General features: G+C 73.3%; 19 protein-coding genes. 16 read left to right on the top strand and 3 right to left on the bottom strand.

Going from position 1 to position 21,710, the window contains the following annotated elements:
* The first annotated feature begins 93 nt into the window (after positions 1-93).
* The 4 genes from ACZDYF_RS08920 to ACZDYF_RS08905 all read left to right on the top strand — a co-directional run bounded on the left by ACZDYF_RS08920 (position 94) and on the right by ACZDYF_RS08905 (position 4,129).
* On the top strand, positions 94-621 hold the full coding sequence (locus tag ACZDYF_RS08920) for a hypothetical protein (RefSeq protein WP_475055637.1): 528 nt from the start codon (positions 94-96) through the stop codon (positions 619-621).
* A gap of 53 nt (positions 622-674) precedes the next feature.
* Positions 675-1,874 (top strand): hypothetical protein, encoded by a 1,200-nt coding sequence (locus ACZDYF_RS08915; RefSeq protein WP_475055635.1) that lies wholly within the window; start codon positions 675-677, stop codon positions 1,872-1,874.
* A gap of 155 nt (positions 1,875-2,029) precedes the next feature.
* Positions 2,030-2,626 carry a hypothetical protein gene (locus ACZDYF_RS08910; RefSeq protein WP_191790003.1) on the top strand — a complete coding sequence of 199 codons (597 nt, stop codon included), beginning with the start codon at positions 2,030-2,032 and terminating at the stop codon, positions 2,624-2,626.
* A 294-nt stretch (positions 2,627-2,920) separates the two neighbouring features.
* Entirely contained in the window at positions 2,921-4,129 is a 1,209-nt protein-coding gene (locus ACZDYF_RS08905; RefSeq protein ID WP_400274113.1) for a GAF domain-containing sensor histidine kinase, read from the top strand.
* A 174-nt stretch (positions 4,130-4,303) separates the two neighbouring features.
* Here ACZDYF_RS08905 and ACZDYF_RS08900 read toward each other — a convergent pair whose 3' ends face one another.
* On the bottom strand, positions 4,304-4,972 hold the full coding sequence (locus tag ACZDYF_RS08900; RefSeq protein WP_191790006.1) for a response regulator: 669 nt from the start codon (positions 4,970-4,972) through the stop codon (positions 4,304-4,306).
* A gap of 142 nt (positions 4,973-5,114) precedes the next feature.
* On the opposite strand from ACZDYF_RS08900, the gene ACZDYF_RS08895 reads away from it, so the two are divergent.
* Entirely contained in the window at positions 5,115-6,770 is a 1,656-nt protein-coding gene (locus ACZDYF_RS08895) for a phosphatase PAP2 family protein (RefSeq protein WP_475055631.1), read from the top strand.
* Positions 6,771-6,855: 85 nt separating this feature from the next.
* On the opposite strand, the gene ACZDYF_RS08890 is transcribed toward ACZDYF_RS08895, so the two are convergent.
* Positions 6,856-7,470 carry a 1-acyl-sn-glycerol-3-phosphate acyltransferase gene (locus ACZDYF_RS08890; protein ID WP_191790008.1) on the bottom strand — a complete coding sequence of 205 codons (615 nt, stop codon included), beginning with the start codon at positions 7,468-7,470 and terminating at the stop codon, positions 6,856-6,858.
* Between the two features lie 180 nt (positions 7,471-7,650).
* On the opposite strand from ACZDYF_RS08890, the gene ACZDYF_RS08885 reads away from it, so the two are divergent.
* The 5 genes from ACZDYF_RS08885 (at position 7,651) to ACZDYF_RS08865 (ending at position 10,655) form a co-directional block, all read left to right on the top strand.
* Positions 7,651-8,127 carry a hypothetical protein gene (locus ACZDYF_RS08885; protein ID WP_475055628.1) on the top strand — a complete coding sequence of 159 codons (477 nt, stop codon included), beginning with the start codon at positions 7,651-7,653 and terminating at the stop codon, positions 8,125-8,127.
* Positions 8,128-8,298: 171 nt separating this feature from the next.
* Complete coding sequence (locus tag ACZDYF_RS08880) at positions 8,299-8,613, top strand: DUF4190 domain-containing protein (protein WP_191790010.1); 315 nt, start codon at positions 8,299-8,301, stop codon at positions 8,611-8,613.
* Positions 8,614-8,705: 92 nt separating this feature from the next.
* Complete coding sequence (locus tag ACZDYF_RS08875) at positions 8,706-9,152, top strand: hypothetical protein (RefSeq protein ID WP_475055625.1); 447 nt, start codon at positions 8,706-8,708, stop codon at positions 9,150-9,152.
* Positions 9,140-9,703: a cyclase family protein gene (locus tag ACZDYF_RS08870; RefSeq protein ID WP_475055624.1), complete on the top strand. Its 564-nt coding sequence runs from the start codon at positions 9,140-9,142 to the stop codon at positions 9,701-9,703. Before ACZDYF_RS08875 ends, ACZDYF_RS08870 begins: the two co-directional genes overlap by 13 nt.
* 76 nt (positions 9,704-9,779) lie before the next feature.
* Complete coding sequence (locus ACZDYF_RS08865) at positions 9,780-10,655, top strand: hypothetical protein (RefSeq protein ID WP_475055623.1); 876 nt, start codon at positions 9,780-9,782, stop codon at positions 10,653-10,655.
* 33 nt (positions 10,656-10,688) lie between these two features.
* Here ACZDYF_RS08865 and ACZDYF_RS08860 read toward each other — a convergent pair whose 3' ends face one another.
* Complete coding sequence (locus ACZDYF_RS08860) at positions 10,689-11,513, bottom strand: DUF427 domain-containing protein (RefSeq protein WP_475055622.1); 825 nt, start codon at positions 11,511-11,513, stop codon at positions 10,689-10,691.
* Between the two features lie 93 nt (positions 11,514-11,606).
* Here ACZDYF_RS08860 and hrpA point away from each other — a divergent pair, with 93 nt between their 5' ends.
* From hrpA to ACZDYF_RS08830, 6 genes are all read left to right on the top strand, one after another.
* Positions 11,607-16,400 (top strand): ATP-dependent RNA helicase HrpA, encoded by a 4,794-nt coding sequence (gene hrpA, locus ACZDYF_RS08855; protein ID WP_475055621.1) that lies wholly within the window; start codon positions 11,607-11,609, stop codon positions 16,398-16,400.
* 149 nt (positions 16,401-16,549) lie between these two features.
* A complete protein-coding gene (locus tag ACZDYF_RS08850) occupies positions 16,550-17,323 on the top strand; it encodes an SDR family oxidoreductase (RefSeq protein WP_475055619.1) in 774 nt (257 codons plus the stop codon).
* A gap of 111 nt (positions 17,324-17,434) precedes the next feature.
* Complete coding sequence (locus tag ACZDYF_RS08845; protein ID WP_475055617.1) at positions 17,435-17,953, top strand: O-acetyl-ADP-ribose deacetylase; 519 nt, start codon at positions 17,435-17,437, stop codon at positions 17,951-17,953.
* 211 nt (positions 17,954-18,164) lie between these two features.
* A complete protein-coding gene (locus tag ACZDYF_RS08840; protein ID WP_475055614.1) occupies positions 18,165-18,383 on the top strand; it encodes a hypothetical protein in 219 nt (72 codons plus the stop codon).
* Positions 18,383-19,600, top strand: a complete 1,218-nt coding sequence (locus tag ACZDYF_RS08835) for a YeiH family protein (protein ID WP_475055612.1) — start codon at positions 18,383-18,385, stop codon at positions 19,598-19,600. The genes ACZDYF_RS08840 and ACZDYF_RS08835 overlap by 1 nt, the downstream gene beginning before the upstream one ends.
* A gap of 267 nt (positions 19,601-19,867) precedes the next feature.
* Positions 19,868-21,700, top strand: a complete 1,833-nt coding sequence (locus ACZDYF_RS08830) for a hypothetical protein (RefSeq protein ID WP_475055608.1) — start codon at positions 19,868-19,870, stop codon at positions 21,698-21,700.
* The last annotated feature ends 10 nt before the right edge of the window (positions 21,701-21,710 follow it).

The raw sequence follows: 21,710 nt of genomic DNA, 5'->3' as shown, positions 1-21,710 counted from the left end.
CAGACTCCAGCCTGAGGGAGTTTCGGCGTGTGCGCCACCCTGGTCCGGGACGTTCATGGGTGACTTCTCATCCGACGTCGGCACAATGGGGAGATGGACACACACGCCACGCACACCGCCAGCGTCCGACGCATCCGCCGGAGCGCCGCCGTCGGGCTCGCGCTCGTCCTGTCCACGTCCGTGCTGGGCGCGTGCGGCGACGACGGGAGCATCACGATCCCCGAGATCTCCATCTCGAGCGACCAGCTCGACCAGCTCCTCGACGACGCCAAGGCGCAGGCCGAGACCATCGGCGGGGACGTCCAGTCGCTCGTCGACTCGCTCGGTTCGCTCCCTGCCGACCAGCGCGCACAGGTCGAGGAGGCCGTGACCTCGGCCAAGACCGCGACGGAGGACCTCCAGACCGCCCTCGACGAGGCGGCCACCGCGACGGAGGAGACCAAGGCGCAGGCCGAGCAGCGCGTCGCTGACGCCCGCGCGCGGCTCGACGAGGCCTCGGCCCGGCTCCAGTCGGCGTCCGAGGCCGTGAAGTCGGCCGACGAGGCCGTGAGCAGCTCTCTCGACGACCTGCGCGGCGAGGTCGAGAAGTTCTCGCAGGACGTCGAGGGCGCGACCTCCTGACAGTCCGTCACGGTTCCCGTTGACCCCACCTCGGGGCCCGGGGACACTGGGCCATGCCTTCTGCCTCCCCGACGCCGGAGCCCGCCAGGACCTCCCTCCCCGACCTCGACGAGACCCTGGCGCTCGCCGGCATCGCGCTGGGCGCCGCGCTCGCCGAACCCGAGGCCCTCGGCGGGTCGGAGCGGTCCCTGGTCGTCCGTGCCCGCGTCGTCGCGGGGCTCGCGGACGACCGCCTCGACACGACCCGCGCCGCGGCGCACGCAACGGGCAGCACGGTCGTGGTCAAGCGCTTCCTGGACGGTCCCGGCGTGCACGGCCTGCCGTTCGAGCACGAGGTCGCAGGGCTCCTGACCCTCGACCACACCCCCACCCTGCTGGCCGTCGACGAGGCGCACCGCCTGGTCGTCATGAGCGACGTCGGCGACGGCCCCACGCTCGCCGACCTCCTGCTCGGCACCGACCGCGACGCCGCCTGGCAGGGCGCGCACGACTGGGCGACCGCGCTCGGTGCGCTCGCCGGGGCGTCAGGGCGGCACGTCGAACGCTTCTCGGGCGAGCTCGCGGCCCGCGGCGTCGTCAAGGGGTGGGACCTCGACGCCGACGCCCGCGCCGGGGTGCACCGGCTCGTCGAGGCCCTGCCCACCCCGACGGACCTCGCACGCGAACCGCTCGACGCGATGCTCGCGTTCGTGCACGACGACCTCGAGGCGGTCGCGAGCCTGCGCGCGCCCGGGAGCTGCGCCGTCGTCTCCCCCGGCGACACGTGCCCCGACAACGCCGTGCGCACCGGGGCGGGCTGGGTGTTCCTCGACCTGGAGGACACCAACGTCCACCACCCCGCGCTCGACGCCGCGTACACGCTCATGCCGTTCTCGACGTGCTGGTGCGTGTTCGACCCGCCGCCGGGCCTGACCGACGGGCTCCTCGCCGCGTTCACCGCGGGCCTGGGCAAGCACCTGCCCGACGCCGTCGTCGAGCCTGCCTGGACCCGCGACGTCCTGCTCGCGTGCGCGGGCTGGATCCTCGCCATGACGGGCTGGCTCGTCGACGGCGCGGTCGCGGACCGCCCCCACGTGGGACCCGAGGGGAAGTCACCGTCGTACCGGCAGCTCGTGATGTCCCGCTGGCGGTGGGGAGCCGAGCACCTGCGAGACGTCACCCCGAGCATCGCGACCGTCCTGTCCGACGCCGTCGCGTGGGCCGAGCGCGAGTGGGGACCCACGCCGTCGGGCGGGTATCCCGCGTTCACGTGACGCACCCGCAGACGCTGTCCCGCTGGTCCCGGCACGAGGGGACCTAGGTCCCCCGCGTTCCTCGACCTTCGCCCCAGGTCCGGGCCCTCCCGCTCCGGTGGAATGGAGTCAACGCACCGGATGGGGATCCGGTCCTGGAGAGGAAGACAGACGACATGAGTGCAACGATCGAACGTCCGGCCAGCTCGGCCCGCTCGGCCCGAGCAGTACGTGCCGTCCCTCACGAGGTCTCGGGGGCCACCACGACCGCGAGCCTCGCAGTCCGCGGAACCCTCCCGACGCAGATCGTGCTCGGGGTCTTCCGGATCGTCATGGGCTTCTACTTCGTGTGGGCGTTCCTCGACAAGACCTTCGGGCTCGGGTTCTCGACCCCCTCGGAGCGTGCCTGGATCAACGGAGGCAGCCCCACGGCCGGCTTCCTCGGCGGCGTCCAGGGTCCGTTCGCGAGCTTCTTCAACGGGATGGCCGGTGCTGCCTGGGCCGACTGGCTCTTCATGGCAGGCCTCCTCGGCATCGGGCTCGCCCTGATGCTCGGGATCGGGATGCGGATCGCGGCGATCGCCGGCACCGTCCTCCTCGGCTTCATGTACCTGGCCTCCCTGCCCCTGACCACCAACCCGATCATCGACAGCCACGTCGTCGAGGCCCTCGCGATCATCTCGCTGGCCATGATCGGCGCCGGTGACACCCTCGGCCTCGGCCGACAGTGGAAGAGCCTCCCGCTCGTCCGCAAGAACTCCTGGTTGGTCTGATCCCGGTTCGGCGACGCGATCCGCTCGCCACGGCGATACACCCAGGAAGACGCGGGGAACACCAGGGAACGCGAGACCCTGCCCCGCCCGACGGCCCTCCCGGTCACCTCCCGGAGGGCCGTCGCTCTTTCCCCGGCCGGTCGGCCACCCGCCGACCGGCCGGGGACACACCCGGAGCTCACGAAGATCGAGGGGGTAGTCATGGAGTACCTGAAGACCTACCACGCACGAGAGAGCGACGTCCCGGTCCTGCCGAGGCCGGTTCCGGTCCGAACGTCTGACAGACTCACGTGGGTGACCGAGTCTCTTCCCTCTGCCGTCGCGCACCGCGTGCTCGACGCCGTCGTCGCCATCACGAGCAACCTCGACCTCGACACCGTGCTCCGCCGCATCGTCGAGGCCGCGATGGACCTCACCGGCGCCCGGTACGGGGCGCTCGGCGTGCGCGACGGGGACCGGCTCGGCCGGTTCGTGCCGGTCGGCATGAAGGACTCCGAGGTCGAGGCGATCGACCACTGGCCCCACGGGCACGGCCTCCTGGGCGAGGTCATCCGCAACCCGCACCCCCTGCGCGTCGACAAGATCGAGGGCTACCCGGCCGCGTCCGGCTACCCCGCGGGGCACCCTCCCATGCACACGTTCCTCGGCGTCCCCATCCAGGTCCGCGACTCCGTCTACGGCAACCTCTACCTGACCGACAAGCGCGACGGGTCGCCCTTCACGCGCGACGACGAGGCCGCGGTCCGCGCCCTGGCCGCCGCCGCAGGGGTGGCCGTCGACAACGCCCGCCTCTACGAGGACGGGCGACGGGTCGCGGTGCTCGAGGACCGCGAGCGCATCGCGCGCGACCTGCACGACGTCGTCATCCAGCGCATCTTCGCGTCCGCGATGACGCTCATGAGCACGACCAAGCACATCGAGAACGAGCTCGTGCGCTCGCGCGTCGAGGAGGCCGTCAACGACCTCGACGACACGATCCGCGAGATCCGCTCGACGATCTTCGCGCTCCAGGCCACCACTCCCCCCGAGGCGAGCCTCCAGGAACGCCTGACCGCGGCCGCCGGTGCGGTGACGTCCGCGCTCGGGTTCGCGCCCTCGATCATCATCGAGAGCGACGACTCGTCGCTCGTGCCCGCCGAGGTCGCGGACCAGCTCGTGGTCGTGGTCGGCGAGGCCCTGACCAACGTGGCCCGCCACGCGCGCGCGTCGCGCGTCGACGTGCGGCTGCGCGTGACCGACGACGCCATCACGCTGTCCGTGGTCGACGACGGGATCGGCTGCGCGGGCGTCGACGCGGGCGACCACCGCGGCGGCCTGCACAACCTCGCGACGCGCGCCGAGGCGCTGCGCGGGACCCTGTCCGTCGGACCGGCCGAGGCTGCGGCGCGCGAGCTCGCGGGCGCCGCCGGCGGGCCGGGGGCCGCGTCGACGGCGGACGGGTCGACGGGTGTCGTCCCCACGGGCCGCGGTACCGCGCTCGTGTGGCGGATCCCGAACGCCTGAGGCCCTCACGACCGAGGGTGACGGACCACGTCGCCGAGGCGGGCACGATGGTCGCCACCGACGAGTTCATCTCCGAGGGCGAGACGCGCCCAGCGCGACCCGCGCACCCACGTGCGCTCCGTCGTCGGGCATCGCCGTGCTGCTCGACGCCGCGGGACCGCCGCGGCGCACCACTCAGCCGCGCGGGCGGTCCTCCGTGCGCATCTCGGTCGCGAGGACCGCGACCTGCGTGCGGCGCTGCAGCCCGAGCGTCGAGAGGATGTGCGACACGTAGTTCTTGACCGTCTTCTCCGCGAGGAACAGGCGCTCGCCGATCTGCCGGTTCGTCATGCCCTCGCCGATGAGGTCGACGATCTGACGCTCCTGCGGCGAGAGCCCCTCGAGGCGGTCGACCTCCTGGGCCTGCGGCGTGCGCAGCCGGTCGAGGATGCGCGCCGTGCTGACCGGGTCGAGCAGCGAGCCGCCGCCCGCGATGGTCCGCACGGCCCCCACGAGGTCCGAGCCGTGGATCTGCTTGAGGACGTAGCCCGAGGCGCCGGCGAGGACCGCCTGGAACAGCGCCTCGTCGTCCGCGAAGGACGTGAGCATGAGGCAGCCGATCTCCGGCATCTCGGAACGCACGTCGCGGCAGACCTCGACGCCCGAGCCGTCGGGCAGGCGCACGTCGAGCACGGCCACGTCGGGTCGGACGGCGCGGATGCGGGTCAGCGCGGAGGCGGCGGTGCCGGCCTCGCCGACGACCGTGATGTCGTCCTCGGCCTCGAGGAGGGCGGCGACGCCGCGGCGGACGACCTCGTGGTCGTCGAGCAGGAAGACCCGGATCGGGTCGGGGGTGGTGCCCATAGGGAGAACTTATCGGAGTTGTGTCAGAACGAGGGTGCCGGGCCGCGCGAAGAGGCCCGACGGCGCCGCTCCCCCGGGTGCGCGGGCGCCCTCGGGGCGGCGTGGGTGGGCGGACGGGGCGCGAGCGTCCTACCGTGGCTGGATGTCGTCCGCTCCCGTCCCGCCACCCCAGACCCCGCGACGGAAGCCGCGCTTCACGGGCCTCGTCAAGCCCCACGAGGCGTTCCCCGCCGTCGCCCGCCTCGACCGCCGCATGAACGACCGGACGTACCGGCGACAGCTCGGGCCCCGGGCGGACGCGGCCCTCGTGCGCCTGACGACCGCCGCGAACCACAGCGTCCTGTGGATGGGGCTCGGCGCGGGGCTGGCCGCGACCGGCGCGCGCGGCCGCCGGGCGGCGGTGCGGGGTCTCGTGAGCGTCGCCGCCGCGAGCGCGACCGCGAACCTGCTCGGCAAGGGGCTGTTCGGCGGCGACCGCCCTTCCGCCGACCCGCTGCCCCTCGTGCGGCGCCTGCGCCGCTACCCGACGACGCCGTCGTTCCCGTCGGGCCACTCGGCCACCGCGGGGGCGTTCGCCGCGGGCGTGGCCCTGGAGTGGCCCGCCGCCGGGCTGGTCGTCGCTCCTGTCGCGGGGGCCGTCATGTACTCGCGGCTGCACGTGGGCGCGCACTGGTTCTCGGACGTCGTCGGGGGCGCGGCGCTCGGGGTCGGGCTCGCGGTGCTCGGCCGGTGGCTCGTGCCCTCCCCACCGGGGCCCGAGCCGGACGTACCCGCCGGACCGCCCACGGACGTGCCCGCGCTCCCCGACGGCGAGGGCCTGTTCGTCGTCGTCAACACGGCCGCAGGGTCCGGGCGGATCCTCAAGGAGGACCCGCTCGAGGTCCTGCGCCGCGACCTCCCGAAGGCGCGGGTGCACGTGCTCGCCGAGGGCGACGACCTGCGCGAGATCTACGACCGGGCGGCGAAGGGCGAGGGTACCGGCGGGTCCGACGGCGACAGCGAGGCCCGCCCCGCCCGAGCCCTCGGGATCAGCGGTGGCGACGGGACCGTCGCGACCGCTGCCGCCGCAGCGCGCGAGCACGACCTCCCGCTCGTCGTCCTCCCCGGCGGCACGCTCAACCACTTCGCCAAGGCCGCCGACCTCACGTCGATGACCGCGACGGTCCGGGCCGTCCAGGCGGGGTCGGGCGTGAGCGTCGACGTCGCCGAGCTCCGCGTCGACGGGCAGGACCCGATGACGGTCCTCAACACGTTCTCGCTCGGCATCTACCCCGAGCTCGTGTCGCAGCGCGAACGCGCCGAGAAGCGCCTGGGGAAGTGGCCCGCGACGCTCTGGGCGACGTCGCGCGTGCTGCGTTCCGCGACCCCGCTCCGGGTGTCGGTCGACGGGGTCGTCGGGAGCTACTGGTCGTTCTTCGCGGGGGTCAACAAGTACGTCCCGCAGAACCTCGCGCCCGTCGAGCGCATCCGGCTCGACGACGGCGTGCTCGACGTCCGCACGGGGCGCGCCGAGCAGCGCTACAGCCGCGCACGCCTGTTCCTGGAGACGGTCGCGGGCGGGGCAGCGTCCTCGCTCGCCGGACGGGTCCGTCGACTCGAACGCCACCTCGCGCTCGACGCCTGGACCACGCCCGACCTGTCGCTCCGGTTCGGTGACGGCGCCCCGCACGACCCCGTGATCCTCGCGCACGACGGCGAGACGCTCGAGCTCGACGGTGACCAGGTCACCGGCGCGACGCTCACCATGGTCCCCGGCGGCCTGCGGATCTACGCGCCGACCGACCCGGCTGCGGGCTGAGCGCCCCGGCGAGGCGCGCTGGGTGCGCGCGGGGTGCGCGGCGCCGTCGGGCAGGCGAGCAGCGTGCCCGACGGCGTCGACCGCCTCAGGCGGTCGAGCCGGCTTCTCCCGTGGCCGCGTCCGGCGCGGGACGGTCCTCCTCGCGCAGGCGCGGCTCGGTGCGACGCGACGGGTCGAACCCGGCCTTGTCCGCGTAGAAGGCGCGGACCAGGTCCATGTCGGCGCGCACGTCACCCGTGAGCTCGAGCGTGGGGCCCAGGCCCGCGGTCATGGTCGTGCGGTCCACGTACCCGAGCGTCACGGGCATGCCCGCCTCGCGCGCGATCCGGTAGAAGCCCGACTTCCAGTACTCGCCCTTGCTGCGCGTCCCCTCGGGCGTGATGACGAGCGAGAACACCTCACCCCTGCGGACCCGCGACACGATGTCGTCGACGACGAGGCTCGGGTCGGTCCGGTCCACGGGGATCCCGCCGAGCGCTCGCGCGAACGGCCCCATGACACCCTTGAACAGGGTGTGCTTGCCGAGCCAGCGGACCCTCACGCCCACGCTCGTCGAGATCGCGAGCATGAGCACGAAGTCCCAGTTGGACGTGTGCGGGGCGCCGATGAGGATGCCGGGCCGGTCGGTCGGGGGCTGCTCGGTGCGCAGCGTCCACCTGCTCACGGCCCAGTAGGCGCGCGCCAGGGCGCGGCGGATCATCGGGGCGCCTCGGGGGCGGGGGCTGCGGGGTGGGGCACGACGGCAACGCTACCCGCGCGGACGGGCCGTCGTGGCCGGGACGGCCGCGCGCGTGGCTCCCCCACGACTGTGGGCGAAATCTCCACCAACTGTCCATGTCCTCCCTGTCTTTTCCCAGGTTCGCCGTGCAGACTTCTCGGCATGACGTCGCCGAAGACATCAGGACCAGCCGCCCGGCTCGCCGCCGCCAGCTTCCTCGCCCTCGCGATGATGCTGCCGCTGAGCGCGACCGCATCGGCCGCCGAGGTCACCCAGTTCCTCGAGGACACCCAGTGTCAGGTCGACTCGATCGGCGAGGACCTCGAGAAGGCCGCGACCCAGCTCTCGTCCCTGCCGACCGGCCTGCGCAGCGAGGTCGAGGACGCCGTCGGGAACGCCCAGGCCGCGACCGACGAGGCCAACGCCGCGCTCGCCCAGGCGGCCTCCGACGAGTACGGCGACGGCCGCGCCGCCCTCGCCCTCACCGACGCCCAGGTCGCGCTCGACGCCGCCTCGGCCCAGCTCCGCTACGTCGCGGACAAGACCGTGGCGCAGGGGGCCGACGTCGGCTCGACGCTGCGCGACGTGCAGAACACGATCGACCACCTCCGGGGCGAGACGAGCCGCGCAGCGTCCTGACCCGGCCCACGTTCCGGACCTGCTTCTCGTTTTTCACCCGCATGGGGAGAAATCCCCCTGTGCAGCGGTGCCTTTCTCCACCACAATGAGCACCGCACTTCGTGGCGCCCGTCGCCACGACCCCCACGCACCCGACGAGGCTCGTGTGCGCGAGAGAAACGAGAAACCCCCATGACCACCCCTTACGGTTCCCCGCAGGCCCCGCAGTCCGCTCCCGCCCCGCAGTACTACGGCGCCCCCGTCGAGGACCCGGGCAAGACGCTCGGCATCGTCGGCTTCATCCTGGCCTTCCTCTTCGCGCCCGTCGGCATCGTGCTGAGCGCGATCGGCAAGAAGAAGTCCCGCGAGGCCGGCTTCGACAACCAGCTCGCCAAGTGGGGCCTCATCCTCAGCATCGTGTTCACGGCGATCTACGTCGTCTACTTCGTGTTCGTCGTCATCGTGGCCGTCGCGGCCGTCTCCACGGGCAGCGTCAGCTCGTACTGACGCGGGTCCGCCCACGAGGCCGCCGTCCCTTCCGGGGCGGCGGCCTCGCTGCGTCTTCCCGAGGGTCCGCCCCCCGGTGCGACACTCCGGTGATGACCGAGCACCGCGCGCACTTCGACGCCCACGTGACCTTCGCCAACGGGGGCAGCCTCCGCACCGAGGGGTTCCGTCTCGACGTCCCGGCGGGCGACCTCCAGCCCGACGACGTCGCTCGCCTCCTCGTCCGGCACCTGGGCCTCGCGCTGGTCGGGTCGGTCGAGGTCACGGGACTGACGTTCGTCGAGGAACCGCACGTGGGGAGCCGTGGGGTGAGCGGGGGTGACCGTGTCGCCACCGAGGGTGGCCGTGAGGACGCCGAGGGTGACGGCCCGGGCGCCGCTGCTCCGCGCACGACCCGGCTCGTCGACCTGAGCCACACCGTGCGCGAAGGCCTCGTGACCTACCCGGGGCTGCCCGCACCGACCATCACGCCCTTCCTGACCGTGCCGACTCCGTCGCGAAGTATGCGCCCGGCACGCAGTTCGCGATGGACGTGCTGACGATGATCGGCAACACGGGCACCTACCTCGACAGCCCCTTCCACCGGTACGACGACGGGACCGACCTGTCCGGGCTCGGGCTCGAGACCCTCGTCGGGCTGCCCGCCGAGGTGTTCCGGCTGAGCGAGTCGGTCGACCCCTCGCGGGGTGGTCGTCGCGGGATCGGCGCCGAGGTCTTCTTCGACCGCGATCTCGCCGGGAGCGCGGTCCTGCTGCAGACCGGCTGGGACCGACGCTTCGGCACCCCGGCCTACGGCGAGCCCGCGCCGTTCCTCACCGAGGCGGGCGCGCAGCACCTCGTCGACGCGGGCGTGACGCTCGTCGGGATCGACTCGCTGAACATCGACGACACCGACCCCGTGACGTCCGGCGGGGCGCGCCCCGCCCACTCGCTGCTGCTCGCGGCGGGGATCCACGTCGTCGAGCACCTGACGAACCTGGGCGACGTGCCGCCCCGCGGGGCCCGGTTCACGGCCGTGCCGCCCAAGGTCGAGGGGTTCGGGACGTTCCCGGTGCGGGCGTTCGCGGAGGTCCCCGCCCGCCGAGGGTGACCGTGTCGGATGCCGACGGTGACCGCACCGTCACCCTGGGCGGTCCGGTCCGTCGCCCTCGTCGTAGGCTCGGCGCATGTCCGACGACCAGAGCCCCGCCCACGACGTCCTCCCGTTCGGCCGTGCCCCGCGCCCGGACACCGGCCCCGCGCTCGCCGAACGGCTGCGCGACGTCATGACCAAGAACCTGGGCGACCATGCCACGGGCCTGGACCGCGTCCGCATCGACGCCGCGACCGTCCCCGGCAGCCCCGACGTCCAGAACCTCGACGTCGACGTGACCGGGCTCGTCGTCCGCGCCATGGGTGCCGCCGACGCCCCCGACCCGGCCGAGAATGTCCAGCACGTGATCGCGCGCGAACAGGCCGTCGCCCGGGTGATCCGCGCCCAGGGCCACCCGGTCACGCTCGCCGGAGTCGCCGTCGACCTCGACGCCGAGATCCGCGACCTGCGCTTCTCCTGGGTCGAGGGGGCGGACGGGTCGCTCTCGATCGAGGAGGCCCCGCAGAGCACCGGGCACCCCGTGAGCGGTCACCTCCGCGCTGCGGCGAGCCGCGACGCGCTCGTCAGCACGGCCCGCGAGCTCGCGACGAAGGCTCTCGCCGACCAGGGCTTCACGCTCACGTCCCTCGACGTCGACCTCGCGTCCCGCGGCCCGCGCGCCGCGTCGATCGTGGCGTCGGCGAAGATCCGCAAGGGCTTCCTGTCCGCGAGCGCCCAGATCACGGCGACCGCGTCGATCGACCAGGCCATGGTCCTCACGCTGACCGACGTGGGCGCATCGAGCCGCAACCCGGTCGTCGCCGCGCTCCTCCTGGCGGTGCGCGGAAAGCTCGAGGAGGTCGACGGCAAGCGCATCGACCTCGCGTCGTCCCTGCCGCCCGGTGTGACGCTCTCGGACGTGCGGCTCGACGTCGGCGAGCAGCTCGTCCTGAGCGTCCGGGTGGGCTGAGGCCCTGGCAGAGGGCCCGTCGGACGGTCTCGGTCAGCGGCGCCCGCGGGGAAAGAACAGGCTCTCGGGGCGCGGCACCTGGACGCCGTCGAGCGTGAGGTCGGTGCGCTCGCACCAGAAGGCGACGTACCCGCGCACCCTCTCGCCGTCCGACAGGGGGTCCTCGTAGCTCCAGCCGATGTCGGCGCCGTCGGGGTCGCCCGAGGCGAGCGACCAGTAGCGGGCGTGCCCCTTGTAGGCGCAGTCGCTCGTCGTCGGGCTCGGCGTCAGGGCCTCCCACCGCACGTCCTCACGGGGGACGTACCAGCGCAGCGGCAGGTAGGTCTCGGTCAGCGCCATGGCCCGGTCGCTGTCGGCCAGCACCACGCCGCCCAGGGAGACGACGACGTGGCGTGCGCTGGGCACGACGTCGACCCGCTTGAAGGGGTCGCGCGGGTGAGCGGCCAGGGGCTGCTCCTCGGCGAACCAGTCGAACGCCTGGAAGTCCACCAGGACGTGACCTGCAAGGTCCGCGTCGTCAGGGCGGAAGAACGGGGCGGTCGCACCGTCCGCTCCCTCGAACCACACCTCGCTCCCCGGGCAGGTGTGTCGTTCGAAGTGCAGCGGGTGCGGGATCAGGCCGTGCCGCACCTGCCCGTCGCGATGCTCGCCCTCGACGAGGGACGCGCGCACGTCCGTCGCGGGGACCGCGTACACCGGCAGCAGCCGCCACGGCTCCCAGACGAGACGGGTGGACGTCGAGCGGAGCACGACGTCCTGGGGGTCCTCCCGCCGCACCGCTCGGATCTCCTGGGCCACGGGGTACCACCGCAGCCGATCGAGATCGAGCTGCCAGCGTTCGACCCAGGACGTGGCCATGTCCTCAGGGTGCGCCCGGCGCGGGGCGGCCGCAAGGCTCTCGCTCTGCCTGGAGGCAATTGAAGTTGCGACCGCTTGAGAGAATGGTTGGTCGTGAGCACCGAACCGCACGGCCCCACCCGGCCCGCCCTGGACCCGTCCCAGGCCAGGACCGCGGACGCCCCTGCGAGCGCGGGCTCCGACGCACCTGGTCGCGAGACCGGCGGGCAGCAGCGCGAGGGCGCGGGCCAACGTCGTCGGCGCGGGGGGCGTGGGCGAGCGAAGTCGCAGGCCACCGCGCAGAACCCGGCCCCCGAGGGCGAGCAGGACGCCCGGGGCGAGCGTCCGCCGTCGGGCAGCGAGCGACGCCCGAAGCGTGGCGACCGCCGCGGCGGACGCCCGCAGCAGGTCGACCCGGCCCGGCTCGCCAGGGCCGCCGAGCGGCGCGCGCAGGTCGTCGTGCCGCCCATCACCTACCCCGAACAGCTGCCCGTCTCGGCGCGGCGCGAGGACATCGCGAAGGCGATCGCGGAGAACCAGGTCGTGATCGTCGCGGGAGAGACGGGCTCGGGCAAGACGACGCAGCTCCCCAAGATCGCGCTCGAGCTCGGGCGAGGCCGGAAGGGCCAGATCGGCCACACGCAGCCCCGACGGATCGCGGCGCGCACGGTCGCGGAGAGGATTGCCGAGGAGATCGGCACGCCGCTCGGCGAGATCGTCGGCTACCAGGTGCGGTTCACGGACCAGTCGAGCGACCAGACCCTCGTCAAGGTCATGACGGACGGCATCCTGCTCGCGCAGATCCAGCGCGACCCGCAGCTCCTCGCGTACGACACGCTCATCATCGACGAGGCGCACGAGCGCTCGCTCAACATCGACTTCCTGCTCGGGTACCTCACGCGGCTCCTGCCGCAGCGGCCGGACCTCAAGGTCATCATCACGTCGGCGACGATCGACTCGCAGCGGTTCGCGCGGCACTTCGCGCCGGGCGGCCCGCTGCCGCCGCTCACCGCGGACGAGCTGGCCGCGGCCGAGCTGACGGGCACGGACGAGGGACCCGACGGCGCCGCGCACCTTCCCGAGACGGCTCCCGTCATCGAGGTCACGGGCCGCACGTACCCCGTCGAGATCCGGTACCGGCCGCTCGCCCCCGACGTCGACCCGGAGTCGGGCAAGGCCAAGCGCTCCCCCGCGAAGGGCGCCCAGGAGAAGGACCTCGTCACGGGCATCGTCGACGCGGTCACCGAGCTCATGGCCGAGGGTCCGGGCGACGTCCTGGTGTTCCTGTCGGGCGAGCGCGAGATCCACGACACGGCCGACGCCCTCGAGTCGCGCCTGGGCGAGCGCACGCGCGACGCCAAGCGCCCCGACTTCGTCGAGATCCTGCCGCTCTACGCGCGCCTGTCCTCGGCCGAGCAGCACCGTGTGTTCCAGGCGCACTCCTCGCGCCGCGTCGTGCTCGCGACCAACGTCGCCGAGACGTCGCTGACGGTCCCGGGCATCCACTACGTCGTCGACCCCGGCACGGCCCGCATCTCGCGCTACTCCAAGGCGACCAAGGTGCAGCGCCTGCCGATCGAGCCCATCGCGCAGGCGAGCGCCAACCAGCGCTCCGGGCGCTCGGGCCGTGTCGCGGACGGCATCGCGATCCGCCTGTACTCCGAGGAGGACTTCCTCTCGCGCCCCAAGTTCACCGAGCCGGAGATCCTGCGCACCTCGCTCGCGTCGGTCCTGCTGCAGATGATCTCGGTGGGCGTCGTCTCCTCGCCCGACGACGTCGCGCGCTTCCCGTTCGTCGAGCCCCCGGACACGCGTTCGATCCGCGACGGCGTGCAGCTCCTGACCGAGCTCGGGGCGCTCGAGACCGTGCCGGAGGACGCCGGCCGCGACGGCCAGCCCGGCCGTGCCGTCACGCGCCTCACCGAGATCGGCCGCGTCCTCGCCCAGCTCCCCATGGACCCGCGACTGGCCCGCATGATCTGGGAGGGCTCGCGCCGCGGCGTCGCGCGCGAGGTCGCGATCATCGCGGCCGTCATGTCCATCCAGGACCCGCGCGAACGCCCCGCCGAGTACCGCGCGCAGGCGGACCAGCTCCACGCCCGCTTCGCCGACCCCCGCTCCGACTTCCTCACGTACCTCAACCTGTGGGAGTACGTGCGCGAGCAGCAGCACGAGCTGTCGTCCTCGGCGTTCCGGCGCCTGTGCAAGGCCGAGTACATCAACTTCCTGCGCGTGCGGGAGTGGCAGGACGTCGTCGCGCAGCTCCGCGAGATGAGCAAGCCCCTCGGCATCGACATGTCCTACACGCCCCGCACCCGGGGCGACGCGGGCTCGGGAAAGGGAGCGACGCCGTCGGGCACCACGATCGCCGAGGCGACCGACCAGCCCGTCGAGCGCCGCCTCACCTGGGACGACGACACCATCCACCAGTCGCTCCTCGCCGGGCTGCTCTCGCAGATCGGCATGCAGGAGGCGACCGAGGTCAAGGCGTCGTCCGTCGCGCACCTGCGCGGCCCGCAGAAGGAGCTCGCCATGAAGCGGGCCAAGAAGCAGGCCCGCAACGAGTACCTCGGCGCTCGCGGCGCCCGCTTCGCGATCTTCCCCGGCTCACCCCTGTCCAAGAAGCCCCCCGTGTGGGTCATGGCGGGCGAGCTCGTCGAGACCAGCCGCCTGTGGGGCCGCGACGTCGCGAAGATCCAGCCCGAGTGGGCCGAGGAGCTCGCCGGTCACCTCGTCAAGCGCACCTACTCCGAGCCGCACTGGTCCACCAAGCAGGGCGCCGCGCAGGCCAAGGAGAAGGTCCTGCTCTACGGGGTGCCCATCGTCGCCGACCGCACCGTGCTCTACGGCAAGGTCGACCCCGAGGCCGCGCGCGAGATGTTCATCCGCCACGCCCTCGTCCAGGGCGAGTGGACCACGCACCACCAGTTCTTCCACGAGAACCGCCGCCTGCTCGAGGAGGCCGAGGAGCTCGAGGCGCGCTCGCGCCAGCGCGGCCTCGTCGTCGACGACGACGTGCTCTTCGCCTTCTACGACGAGCGCATCCCCGACGACGTCGTCTCGGCCCGCCACTTCGACACCTGGTGGAAGTCCGCCAAGCGCCGCGACCCCGACCTCCTCACGTTCACGCTCGAACAGCTCGTACCCGACGCCGAGTCCGTCGACACCTCGCTGTTCCCCGAGACCTGGGTCCAGGGCGACCTCACGCTCCCCCTGACCTACCAGTTCCAGCCCGGTACGGACGCGGACGGCGTGACCGTGCACATCCCCATCAGCGTGCTGAACCGCGTCGTACCCGACGGGTTCGACTGGATGGTCCCCGGCCTCCTCGACGAGCTCGCGACCGCGACCATCCGCTCGCTGCCCAAGCCCGTGCGCGTCCAGCTCGTCCCCGCCCCCGACGTCGCGCGCGACGTCGTCGCCTGGCTCCGCGACAACACCCCCGCCTGGGAGGACGTGACCCGCGCCGGGGACATGGCCGAGCCCTTCCACGTCGCCTTCACCCGGGCCGTCCGCGCGCTGCGCGACGTCGTCATCCCCGACGACGCCTGGGACGAGGCCCGCACCGAACGCCTCCCCGCCCACCTGCGCATGACGTTCCGCGTCATCGAGGAACGCCGCGGCGGCGAGGTCGTGCTCGACGAGTCCAAGGACCTCGTCTCGCTCCAACGGCGCCTCGCGCCCCAGGCGCAGGCGGCGGTGCGGGCGGCGGTCAAGGGGGCGGTCGGAGCGGCGTTGCGTGAGGCGGCTGGGGCGGAGGCCGCGGGGAGGGGGGCGGCGGCTCGAGGGCTACCATCCGCGTCGCTCGTTCCTCGCGACGCTCCCGCCAGCCCCGCCACGCCCTCCGGCGCCGCCGCCCCCCTCCCCGCGTCCGCGTCCGGCGCACCTTCGGCCGGTCGCCCTGGTGAGGGCTCAGGGGGTACTGGTGAGACGAGTGCGCCCGACGGCGGCGTGGCCTCCGTGGTCGTCGCCGAGGCGACCGGGCTCACCACGTGGCCCACGGGCCTTCCCGACGGCGTGCTGCCCGAGGTCGTGTCGACGCCCGCCGGAGGCGGCATGGTCGTGCGCGGGTACCCCGCGCTCGTCGAGGAGGTCGACGCCAAGGGCAAGCCGTCCGTCGCGCTCCGCGTCCTCGCCGACCGTTCGACGCAGGACCGCGAGCACGCACGCGGCGTGCGGCGGCTGCTGCTCGGCGAGACCGCCCTGCAGACCGCGCGGGTCACGAGCCGCTGGAGCGGGACGCAGTCGCTGACCATGGCCGCGAGCCCGTACCGGAACACCGAGGCGCTCGTCGCCGACCTGCAGCTCGCGGCCGTCGTCGCGCTCACGTCCGGCGCCAAGGCCTCGCAGTACGGGCCACTGCCCGACGCTGTACAGATCCGGAGCGCGGAGTCGTACGTCGCCGCGCGGGACCTCGTGAAGCGACACCTCGAGAACGAGGTGCACCAGATCGTCGGGCACGTCGTCGCCGCGCTCACGGCCGCGCGGGACCTGGACGGCCAGATCCGCTCGGCGAACAGCCTCGCGCTGCTCAACACGCTCCAGGACGTGCGTGACCAGGTCGCCGGGCTCGTGGGCGTGGGCTTCGTGTCCCGTACCCCGGCCCACAGGCTGCCGCACCTGACCCGCTACCTGCGGGCGGCGTCGTACCGGATCGAGAAGGCCGCGACCAACCCGCACCGCGACGCCGAGCTCGCGTGGCGTGTGCACGACGTCGAGGAGGCCTACGCCAAGGCGCGCGCCGCCTACGCCGCCGGCCCCGCAGACCCGGGGCGCCTCGCCGAGCTCGACGAGGCGCGCTGGCTCATCGAGGAGTTCCGGGTCTCGCTGTTCGCGCAGCAGCTCGGGACCGACGGGCCCGTGAGCGAGAAGCGCATCCGGAAGGTCCTCGCGCCGGGCGGGTGGTAGGCGGTCGGCCGACGGCAGGGCCACCGGTGGGACCTTCGTCACGATCACCGCGTCGGAGGTCCCGGGCGCCCGTTTTCCCCGGTTCTGCGGCCTAACCTGAAGGGGACGGCCAGGAATCTCTGGCCGCACCAGCTGCTCTGGAGGGAATCATGCGCACCGTCGTCGTCACCGGAACCGCCTCGGGCATCGGCAAGGCCCTCAAGGGGATGCTGGAGGCAGACGGCCACCGCGTCATCGGCGTGGACCTGCGCGACGCCGACGTCGCGGTCGACCTCACGACCGACGCCGGCCGCACCGGGCTCGTCGAGCAGGTCACCGCGCTCAGCGGTGGCACGATCGACGCGATCGTCGCCAACGCAGGCCTGTCGAACGGCAGCCCGGCCACCCTGGCGGTCAACTACTTCGGCGCCCTCGCGACGCTCGAGGGCCTGCGCCCGCTCCTCGCCGGGTCGGACGCGCCGCGGGCTGCGGTCACGTGCTCGATGGCGAGCCTCCTGCCGGTCGACGACCAGCTCGTCGACCTCACGCTCGCGGGCGACGAGGACGCCGCCCTGGCCCGCGCGGCCGAGCTCACCGCGGCCGGCACGGGCGACATCATCTACGGCAGCAGCAAGGCCGCGGTCGCGCACTGGCTGCGCCGCGTCGCGCCGAGCGCCGACTGGGCCGGGGCCGGCATCCCCCTCAACGCGATCGGCCCGGGCATCGTCCAGACCGGCATGACCGCCGAGATGCTCGCGACCGAGGAGTCGACCAAGGCCGTCGAGTCCCACGTCCCCATGCCGCTCGGCGGGATCATGGGCCCCGAGGTTCCCGCGAACCTCCTGCGCTTCCTCGTCTCCCCGGAGAACAGCCACATGTGCGGTCAGGTCGTCTTCGTCGACGGCGGCTCGGACGTGGTCATCCGGGGCGACAAGGTCTGGTGACCTGACCGGCTCACCTCGAGGAGGCGGCCCGACGGCGTCACGCGCGTGACGTCGTCGGGCCGCCTTCTGCGTGTCCGCGCAAGGCAGCACGACCCGCGCGAGGATGGACGGATGCACCTGTCCGCAGAGCTCGGAGACCTCACGACCGTCGACGTCGACGTGATCGTCAACGCCGCGAACTCGTCGCTGCTCGGGGGAGGCGGGGTCGACGGCGCGATCCACGCCGCGGCCGGTCCCCGGCTGCTCGACGCGTGCCGCGAGCTGCGACGGACGACGCTGCCGGAGGGGCTCCCGGTCGGCGAGGCGGTCGCCACGCCGGGCTTCGACCTGCCGGCGCGGTGGGTCGTCCACACGGTCGGGCCGAACCGGCACCGGGGCCAGACCGACCCCGCGCTGCTCGCGTCGTGCTTCACGCGCTCGCTCGACGTGGCCGCGGACCTCGGTGCGACGTCTGCCGCGTTCCCCGCGGTGAGCGCGGGCGTCTACGGCTGGGACGGGGACGAGGTCGCGCGGGTCGCGGTGGCCGCGGTCCGCGCGTGGGGTGCGGGCGGGGACCGGGGCGTGGTGGACGTGCGCTTCGTGCTGTTCGGCGAACGGCTGCTGGATGCGTTCGAGAGGGCTCTCGCCTAGGACTGACGCGTCCGTACCGTTCACACGGCGTCACGTTCTCCCGGAGGGTGGACACCCTCTTGCCCCGGTCGGCGGTGACCGCCACCCTGTCGGCCATGCAGATCTTCCGTACGTCGCAGGTGTGTCCGTAGGGCGACGACGCCGCGCAGCCCTGCGCCGGTCGTCGCCCTCGCCGCACCCACTCCCGACGCCGGAACCCGAAGGACCTGCCATGCCCGCACGCGAGAACCCTGTCCCGCCCGCCAGGGCGGAACACGCCCCGACCGCCTCACCGCCCGTCGAGCCCGCCACGGCTCCCGCCCCCCGGCCCGTGACCGTGGACGCCGTCCGACGCGTCCACGTCTCCGAGGACTGGCTGGCGACCGTCGTCGGCCTCGCGGTCGTCGCCGTCGGCCTGCTGGGCCTGATCCCCGAAGGGCTGGTGCCCTGATGAGCGCCACGACCCCTGACACGGGCACCAGCACGACATCCCGCCGCGAGGCGGCCGTGGATGGCGACCGCTCCCCCGAGGCGACCGTCGGCGAGGCACCCCGGGCGACGCTCGAGGACTCGGTCGTCCAGGACGGGCGCTCACCGGGCGCCCTCTACCTGGTGGCAGGCTTCGTCGTCCTCCTGGGCCTCGCCTGGTCCGCCCGCTTCCTCGAGCAGAGCGTCCCGGAGTGGCTGGCCGACACGCCGCTCGGCGGCATCGCGAAGTCCGTGGAGTACCCGGTGTACGCGATCGCGCTCGGGCTGCTCGGCAACGCCGTGCTGTCGGCCACGGGCCTGCGCTCCCGGCTGGCAGCGGCGTTCCGGACCGAGTTCTTCATCAAGACCGGGCTCGTGCTGCTCGGGGCCACGGTCAACCTGTCGCTCGTCGTCTCGGCCGCCGGGCCGGCGATCGCGCAGGCCGTGCTGCTCATCACGCTCGTCTTCGGGTTCACGTGGTGGCTCGGCGGGCGCCTCGGCATCGACGACAAGCTCCGGGCGCTGCTCGCGAGCGCGGTGTCGATCTGCGGGGTCAGCGCCGCGATCAGCGCCGCGGGCGCCGTGCAGGCGAAGAAGGAGCAGCTCGCGTACGCGGCGAGCCTCGTCATCCTGTTCGCCCTGCCGTCGATCTTCATCCTGCCTGCGCTGTCCGAGGCGCTGGGCCTGTCGCCCGCCGTCGCCGGGGCGTGGATCGGCGGGAACATCGACACCACGGCCGCTGTGACGGCCGCGGGAGCGCTGGCCGGGGACGAGGCCCTGCAGGTCGCAGCGATCGTCAAGACCACCCAGAACGCCCTGATCGGGGTCGTCGCGATCGCCCTCACGGCATACTTCGCGTTCCGGGTCGACCGGGTCGCGGGGGCCGCCGCTCCCCGGTGGAGCGAGCTGTGGACGCGCTTCCCGAAGTTCGTGCTCGGGTTCCTGCTCGCCTCGGTCGTGGCGACGGTCTACGTCAGCTCCGTCGGGGCGGATGCCGCCGCACCCGACATCGCGATCCTCAAGTCTCTGAGCACGGTGTTCTTCATCGTCGCGTTCGTGTCGATCGGGCTGGAGTTCAACGTGACGGCGGTCCGGGAGGCCGGGTGGAAGCCGGTCGTGGTGTTCGGGTCGGCCGCGGTGTTCAACCTCGTCGTGGGGCTCGTGCTCGCGAGCGTCCTGTTCGCGAACCTGGAGGTCTGAGCCGAGGCGCGTTCTGAGGCTGGTACCGCTGGTGCGGCTGCTGCTGCAGCAGCTGCAGCTGGTGCAGCTGGTGAAAGGCCCGTCGCGACGTCCGCGGCGGGCCTTTACCAACTTGTGATTTTCGGAGTATCAGATACTTGCTTTCTTTCCTCTTGTGGCCGTTGCTAGCGTCGACGGTGATTTATCTGATACTCGGAGTTGCATCAAGGTGATGGGCACTCCGGAGTCAGACCGGCAACGACGCCGGCCACGAGAGGACCCTCGCACATGACGAACCACGCCTTCCCGCGCCCTTCGCGCGCGCACTCAGCCCTGACCATCGGCGCCCTTGTCGTGCTGGCGCTCGCCGTCGTCGCGCTCGTCGCCTACCTGCTGATCTTCAACGGCAAGGTCGCCGACGGCGCCACGCGCCTCGACGACGGAGCCACCCGCCTCGAAGCGGGCGCGGCCGAGCTCGCCGACGGCGCCGAACGCGCCGAGGAGGGCGCAGGCAAGCTCGCCGACGGCTCGAAGGACCTCGAGGACGGGGCCAAGAAGCTCTCGACCGGGGCCACCCAGGCCTCCAGCGGGGCGACCCAGCTCGCGGACGGCAGCGTGACCGCGCTCGACGGTGCCGCACAGCTCGCGGCCGGGGCCGACGAGCTCAACGCCGGAGCGGCCAAGCTCGCGCCGGGGGCTGCGGACGCCTCGGCCGGTGCGAACAAGCTGGCCGCAGGCGCGAGCGACCTGCGGGCCGGCACCGCAGAGCTCGCGCCCGGGGCCGCCGCGGCGGCGGAAGGCTCCGCACAGCTCGCGGCGGGCTCCGCCGAGCTCAAGAACGGGGCGGCTTCCCTCGCCGACGGCGCATCACGGGCCGCCGCCGGCGCCGAGGCCATCCACTCCGCGTCGGGCGGTCTGGTCGCCGGGTCGGGTGAGCTCAGGGCGGGGGCCAAGCAGAAGCTCGGCGACGCCGTCACGGGTCTGCGTGGCGGCGTGGCCCAGCTCGATGCCGGTGCAGACCGCATCACGACGGGACTGTCGAACGCGGGGGCCGGCGCAGGTTCCCTGGCGGCCAACGCCGCGACACTTCGCGACGGGGCCACAGCCTCCAAGGCGCAGGCGGGCACGGCTGCCGCCACGCTGGGCACTCTCGCCGCGTCGGCACAGGCCTCCGCGGACACGACGACGGACCCGGTGGCCAAGAAGGCGTTCCAGGACCTGGCCACCGAGCTCACGTCCCTCAAGGGCGGCACCCCGGAGCAACCCGGCGTACTGGGACTGGCCGGAGCGTTCGACGCGCTGGCGACGGGGGCGACCAGGCTCGAGACGGGTGCCACCGGACTCCAGTTCGCCCTGGGGATGGGGACCACGAAGGAGCCCCAGCTCCTCGCGGGTGCACAGGGTCTCAAGGGCGGGATCGGCAAGCTGGGCGCGGGAGTCGACTCCCTCTCGGCCGGAGTCACGACGCTCGACGGCGAGATCGGGAAGGTCCAGGCCGGGGCCGCCCAGCTCCAGACGAAGCTCGGCGAGCTCAGCACCGGGACGCGGAGCGCCGCGACCGGCGCGACCCAGCTGTCCGCAGGGGCGGCGAAGGCCAACGGTGGAGCGCTCGCGCTCGCGGAGGGCACCACCCGGCTCGCGGAGGGCGCGACCGCGCTCGACGCCGGCGCAGGCAAGCTGCAGTCGGGTGCCAAGGACCTCGCCGCGGGCAACGCGAAGCTCGCCACGGGCGCGCGCGACCTGTTCGCGGGCACCACGAAGCTCGAGAACGGGTCGCCCAGCCTCCACACGGGCATCAACGCCCTGTCGAGCGGCGCGACGACGCTCGCGGCGGGCAACACCGCGCTCGCCGAGGGGGCGGGCGCCCTGCACGCGGGCACCACGACGCTCGCGGACGGCGCGGGCGAGCTCGCGAAGGGCAGCTCGACGCTGGCCGACGGTGCGGGCACGCTCGCCGACGGCACGGTCGAGATCTCGGACGGCACGACCAAGATGAAGTCGGACGTCGAGAACAGCCCGGCCGGAAAGCTCTCGCTCGGCATGTCGGCGATCGCGGGCGGGAGCCTGCTCGCCGGTGTCGTCGGGATCGGACTGGGGTTGCGCCGCCGGCTCACCATCTGACCGGCTGACC

Source organism: Oerskovia sp. PE-21s, assembly GCF_056158145.1.
The sequence above is the reverse complement of the archived record's forward strand: the minus strand, read 5'-3'. Positions and strand labels throughout refer to the sequence as shown.

Excerpts from the sequence above, each read along its gene's own strand:
- ACZDYF_RS08920 (WP_475055637.1), top strand. The coding sequence starts at position 94 with ATGGACACACACGCCACGCACACCGCCAGCGTCCGACGCATCCGCCGG.
- ACZDYF_RS08915 (WP_475055635.1), top strand. The coding sequence starts at position 675 with ATGCCTTCTGCCTCCCCGACGCCGGAGCCCGCCAGGACCTCCCTCCCC.
- ACZDYF_RS08910 (WP_191790003.1), top strand. The coding sequence starts at position 2,030 with ATGAGTGCAACGATCGAACGTCCGGCCAGCTCGGCCCGCTCGGCCCGA.
- ACZDYF_RS08900 (WP_191790006.1), bottom strand. The coding sequence starts at position 4,972 with ATGGGCACCACCCCCGACCCGATCCGGGTCTTCCTGCTCGACGACCAC.
- ACZDYF_RS08895 (WP_475055631.1), top strand. The coding sequence starts at position 5,115 with ATGTCGTCCGCTCCCGTCCCGCCACCCCAGACCCCGCGACGGAAGCCG.
- ACZDYF_RS08890 (WP_191790008.1), bottom strand. The coding sequence starts at position 7,470 with ATGATCCGCCGCGCCCTGGCGCGCGCCTACTGGGCCGTGAGCAGGTGG.
- ACZDYF_RS08885 (WP_475055628.1), top strand. The coding sequence starts at position 7,651 with ATGACGTCGCCGAAGACATCAGGACCAGCCGCCCGGCTCGCCGCCGCC.
- ACZDYF_RS08880 (WP_191790010.1), top strand. The coding sequence starts at position 8,299 with ATGACCACCCCTTACGGTTCCCCGCAGGCCCCGCAGTCCGCTCCCGCC.
- ACZDYF_RS08875 (WP_475055625.1), top strand. The coding sequence starts at position 8,706 with ATGACCGAGCACCGCGCGCACTTCGACGCCCACGTGACCTTCGCCAAC.
- ACZDYF_RS08870 (WP_475055624.1), top strand. The coding sequence starts at position 9,140 with ATGGACGTGCTGACGATGATCGGCAACACGGGCACCTACCTCGACAGC.
- ACZDYF_RS08865 (WP_475055623.1), top strand. The coding sequence starts at position 9,780 with ATGTCCGACGACCAGAGCCCCGCCCACGACGTCCTCCCGTTCGGCCGT.
- ACZDYF_RS08860 (WP_475055622.1), bottom strand. The coding sequence starts at position 11,513 with ATGGCCACGTCCTGGGTCGAACGCTGGCAGCTCGATCTCGATCGGCTG.
- ACZDYF_RS08850 (WP_475055619.1), top strand. The coding sequence starts at position 16,550 with ATGCGCACCGTCGTCGTCACCGGAACCGCCTCGGGCATCGGCAAGGCC.
- ACZDYF_RS08845 (WP_475055617.1), top strand. The coding sequence starts at position 17,435 with ATGCACCTGTCCGCAGAGCTCGGAGACCTCACGACCGTCGACGTCGAC.
- ACZDYF_RS08840 (WP_475055614.1), top strand. The coding sequence starts at position 18,165 with ATGCCCGCACGCGAGAACCCTGTCCCGCCCGCCAGGGCGGAACACGCC.
- ACZDYF_RS08835 (WP_475055612.1), top strand. The coding sequence starts at position 18,383 with ATGAGCGCCACGACCCCTGACACGGGCACCAGCACGACATCCCGCCGC.
- ACZDYF_RS08830 (WP_475055608.1), top strand. The coding sequence starts at position 19,868 with ATGACGAACCACGCCTTCCCGCGCCCTTCGCGCGCGCACTCAGCCCTG.